A 4406-nucleotide genomic window follows, 5' to 3' on the forward strand; every position below is an offset into this window, starting at 1 on the left:
GCTTTGCGTGAAGAAGCATCGGCAGCAGTTAACTCGATCGATAGTTTTAAGGCCGATCTACTGGTCGCCCTCCGTGAGGTAAAACCGCTGGATCGCTTGTATGACCGCTGGCTGGATATTTTCACCCCCCTCCGTAAAAGCACCGCGAGCACGGCAAAGCAGCTAAACGACGCAATTGCCGCCGAGGCCAGCACCCAACTTGGTCTAGCGCAAACTTCGATCATTGGGGTCGGTGTCATGGCTCTTCTGGGGCTTGGTCTTTTAGCCGTCTCGGTAGTGATGTTGGTGCGGGGCGTTGCGCGACCGATTGTCCGGTTGGCGCGCGTGACGGGCTCTATCACCGAAGGCGCCCTGGAGACGGAAGTCCCCTACACGCAACGCCCTAACGAAATTGGCGATCTCGCTCAAGCCATCCTGATTTTGCGGGATACGGCGGCTGCCAAGCGGACCCAAGACGCCGAAGCTGCGGCGGAGGCGGCCCGCAAAATAGACCATCATCAGTGGTTAACGGGGCGGATCAACCGTTTTGAGAGCGATGCTGCCACGTTGCTGGCGGATGTTTCCAATGTCTCCGAACGCTTGCAGACTGCCGCAACCGAAATGTCGCAGGTCGCTACGGCAACCAATACGCAAAGCCTAACGGTGGCGGTTAATTCCGAACAAACGTCCGGGAATGTTCGGGCGGTTGCTGCCGCAACGGAGCAGATGGCAACCTCGATTGAGGAACTCGCCCAACGCGCGACGGAAAGCTCCCGCATGGCAACAAAAGCCGCCGACGAAATCGGCCGCACCGATGTGATGGTCGGTGAACTCGCGGAGGCCGCGACGCGGATAGGAACCGTGGTTGGTCTTATCAACGATATTGCGTCGCGCACCAATCTTCTCGCGCTCAACGCAACGATTGAAGCGGCCCGCGCGGGCGATGTGGGAAAGGGGTTTGCGGTGGTTGCCGCCGAGGTAAAATCGCTCGCCAATCAAACCGCCAGCGCGACCGATGAGATTGCCGCGCAGATTGCCGATATTCAGTCTAGCGCCCAAAACGCCGTGCAAATCATCCGAACCATCGGGCGGATCGTTGGCGATTTTAATGAGCTGTCGACCTGGAGTGCGAGCGCGACAACCGAGTTGAACGCGGCAACCCGCGACATCGCGCTGAACATCCAACAGGCGTCGCGTGCGACGGAGGCCGTTTCGCAGATGATCCAGTCCGTCTCGTCGGGAACGGAACAGACGGGAGCATCGGCAGGGCACGTGCAAACGGCTGCCTTGACGTTGGATCGGCAGCAATCGCGTTTGACGGGCGAGATTCGCGGATTCTTGAAGGACGTAGGTCGGGGTTAAACAGTCCCTACGAACGCCCGCGCGCAAGTTCCTGCTAACCTTACGCTGCCGGGCGGCGCAAGGTCAGCAGCAGCACGCCGAAGCTGACGAAAATACCGCCCACGGTCCGGTTGACCCAGCGCACGATCATCGGTTTCAGCAGTACGCCCCGCGCCTGCCGGGCGAGCAGGGCGTAGCCGAAGAGGGAGGCGAAGGAGATGCCCATGAAAATGCCGGTCAGGGTGAAGAACTGCGGCAGTATGGGCGCGTCGCTCACCAGAAACTGCGGGAACAGCGCGGCGAAGAACAGAATCGGTTTCGGGTTGGTGATGGCGAGGGCTGCCCCCTCGCGGTAGAGGGCGAGCGCGCCGGGGTTCCGGTGCGGCAGGGTGGTTTCCGGTAAGGCGGCGAGGCTGGCCCGGCCAAAGAGATGCCGCAGCCCAATCCAGAAGAGATAGAGCGCGCCAATAAGCTTCACGACGCCGAACAGCAGGGCGGAGGTTTGCAACATCACGCCGAGCCCGAGCATTGAAGCGGTCGAGAGGCAGAACAGCCCGGTAATATTCCCCAAGGACGACCAGAGCACCGCGCCGATGCCGTGGGCGAGGCTATTGCGGATGGCCAGCAGAATGGCGGGGCCGGGGGAGAGAATCGCGGTGGCGGCGATCAGCGTGTAGGAGAGTAGGAGTGCGAGGGTCATCGGGCGGGCTCCTGTCTGGCGTCGCTCCATCTCAGCCTAGAAACCTACAGGACACAAGTCACCCCGCTGCAACGCTGTCCGCTAATGCGCGCTCGGCAGCGGCCCAGGCTTGCACGGCGTCGGGCAGCACCGGCGAGACCATCGGTTCATCCATCGCCGCCATAATCTCATCGGTCGGCACGGTCCCGCCGGGGCCGACGAGGGCGGCTTTAACGATGGCGTGGAACATTAGCCGGTCTTGCCCGTCGAGAAAGCGTTGCTCCAGATAGATGAATTTTTCATCCCACCCTAGGGTGCGCGTGACCATCGTGAAGCTCTGAAACGGGTTCAGCGCCCGGCGAAAGCGGGCATTCACCGATGCTACGACGGGCATCCAGCGTTTCCGGCGCACGAGGCCCCAAAGCTTGGTGCGCAGCATCAAATCCAGCCGCCCAAGATCGAGCAGGGTCAGGTAGCGGCCATTGTTCATATGGAAATTGAAATCGAGATCATTCGGCCAGACGCGCATCTGCACCCGGCTCTCGCCCATCAGTGGCAGAGCGGGCCGCAGGCGGCGGGTGAGCAGCAGCCAGAACAGGCGGAAATAGAGGTTCATTCCAGTCTCCAAAGAAAAAACCCCCCTCCGTTGGCGGGAGAGGGGTCGTTTCGGAAGCGTTATGGCTTAGAAAGCTTCCGCCGGAAGCTCCATCAGCACCTTGCCGCCCGCCATGATGTTGACGAACAGCGACCCATGCTCCGGCAGCAGCTTTTGCATGAAGAAGCGGGCGTTGATGAGCTTGGCTTCGTAGAAGGCCTTCTCGTCGCCGTCGACTTTCTTCAGGGCCACTTCGGCCATCTGCGCCCACATGTACCCGAGGGCCACAAGGCTGAAGAGGCGCAGGTAGTCGGAGGAGGCGGCCCCGGCTTCCTCGGGCCGCCCGAAGGCTTTTTGCGCTACGGTGGCGGTGGCCATTTGAAGCTTGCCGAAGGCTTTCGCCAGCGGGCCGATGAACTCCAGCATCGCCGGATTTTCCATCTGGGTTTCGAGATAGGCCGAAACCGGGTGGAAGAAGCGGCGCATCAGGCGGCCCATATTCTGCGGCATTTTGCGGCCGACGAGGTCGAGCGCCTGAATGCCGTTGGTGCCTTCGTAGATTTGGGTAATGCGCGCGTCGCGGACGAACTGCTCCACGCCGTAATCGTGAATATACCCGTGCCCGCCGTGGACCTGCACCGCCAGATTGGCGGCGTTAAAGCCGTGGTCGGTCAGATAGGCTTTGACGATCGGCGTTAGCAGGGCGACGAGATCATCGGCTTCCAGGCGCTTTTCCGGGTCCGGGTGCTTGTGCGAGATGTCCAGCAGCATGCCGACCCAATAGGCCAGCGCGCGGGAGGCTTCCGTATTGGCGCGGATCGTCATCAGCATCCGGCGCACGTCCGGGTGAACGATGATCGGATCGGCGCTGGCGGCATGATCCTGCTTCTTCGGATCGAGCGAGCGCATCTGCCGCCGGTCTTTGGCGTAAGCCGCCGCCGTCTGGTAGGAGATTTCGCTAAGGCCGAGGCCCTGCATGCCGACGCCGAGGCGGGCGGCATTCATCATGGTGAACATGCAGCGCATGCCCTTATGGCTTCGCCGATCAGCCAGCCTTGCGCGCCGTCGAAGTTCATCACGCAGGTCGAGTTCGCCTTGATCCCCATCTTATGTTCGATGGAGCCGCACATCACGCCGTTGCGCATGCCCGGCGTGCCATCGTCCTTGGGCAGGAACTTCGGCACCACGAACAGACTGATACCCTTAACGCCCGGCGGCGCATCCGGCAGCTTCGCCAACACCAGATGAATGATGTTTTCCGTCAGATCCTGCTCGCCCGCCGAAATGAAGATCTTCGTTCCGGAGATCGAGTAGGAGCCATCGCCGCGCGGCTCGGCCTTGGTGCGCATCAGCCCCAGATCGGTCCCGCAATGGGGTTCCGTCAGGCACATGGTGCCGGACCAGGTGCCGTCGACGATCTTCGGCAGATAACGCTGCTTCAGCTCGTCCGTGCCGTGTTGCGCCAGGGCGTTATAGGCCCCGTGCGACAGGCCGGGATACATGCCGAAGGAGATGTTCGAGGAGCAGATGAGTTCCTGCACCACGAATTCCAGCAGGTGCGGCATGCCTTGGCCGCCGAACTCGGGATCGCAGGACAGGGAGGTCCAGCCGCCTTCGATGAACTTCGTATAGGCTTCCTTGAACCCGGCGGGGGTGCGAACCACGCCGTTTTCATAGTGGCAGCCTTCCTTATCGCCGGAGAGGTTGAGGGGCAGAAGCTCGTTCACACACAGCTTCGCCGCTTCTTCCAACACCGCATCGAATAGGTCGGGCGTTGCGTCTTCATAGCCTGGCAGCTTGGAGAGCTGTTCG

At 61.5% G+C, this 4406-nt stretch carries 3 protein-coding genes and 1 pseudogene; 1 reads left to right on the top strand and 3 read right to left on the bottom strand.

Features of this window, described 5'->3' with window-relative positions; all coding sequences use genetic code 11:
• The coding region (locus VZ95_RS04660; RefSeq protein ID WP_052711484.1) for a methyl-accepting chemotaxis protein at nucleotides 1-1341 on the top strand (1341 nt) is incomplete at its 5' end.
• A gap of 40 nt (nucleotides 1342-1381) precedes the next feature.
• Here the strand turns inward: VZ95_RS04660 and VZ95_RS04665 are convergent.
• The 3 genes and pseudogenes from VZ95_RS04665 to VZ95_RS22745 all read right to left on the bottom strand — a co-directional run.
• Nucleotides 1382-2020 carry a LysE family translocator gene (locus VZ95_RS04665; RefSeq protein ID WP_045774840.1) on the bottom strand — a complete coding sequence of 213 codons (639 nt, stop codon included), beginning with the start codon at nucleotides 2018-2020 and terminating at the stop codon, nucleotides 1382-1384.
• 58 nt (nucleotides 2021-2078) lie between these two features.
• On the bottom strand, nucleotides 2079-2615 hold the full coding sequence (locus VZ95_RS04670) for an acyl-CoA thioesterase (RefSeq protein WP_045774841.1): 537 nt from the start codon (nucleotides 2613-2615) through the stop codon (nucleotides 2079-2081).
• A 66-nt stretch (nucleotides 2616-2681) separates the two neighbouring features.
• Nucleotides 2682-4406: pseudogene (locus VZ95_RS22745) on the bottom strand (acyl-CoA dehydrogenase C-terminal domain-containing protein); the annotation flags it as partial.

It is taken from the genome of Elstera litoralis (genome assembly GCF_000963705.1).
Lineage (GTDB): Bacteria > Pseudomonadota > Alphaproteobacteria > Elsterales > Elsteraceae > Elstera > Elstera litoralis.

Coding starts and splice junctions, on each gene's coding strand:
- VZ95_RS04665 (WP_045774840.1), bottom strand. CDS start 2,020: ATGACCCTCGCACTCCTACTCTCCTACACGCTGATCGCCGCCACCGCG.
- VZ95_RS04670 (WP_045774841.1), bottom strand. CDS start 2,615: ATGAACCTCTATTTCCGCCTGTTCTGGCTGCTGCTCACCCGCCGCCTG.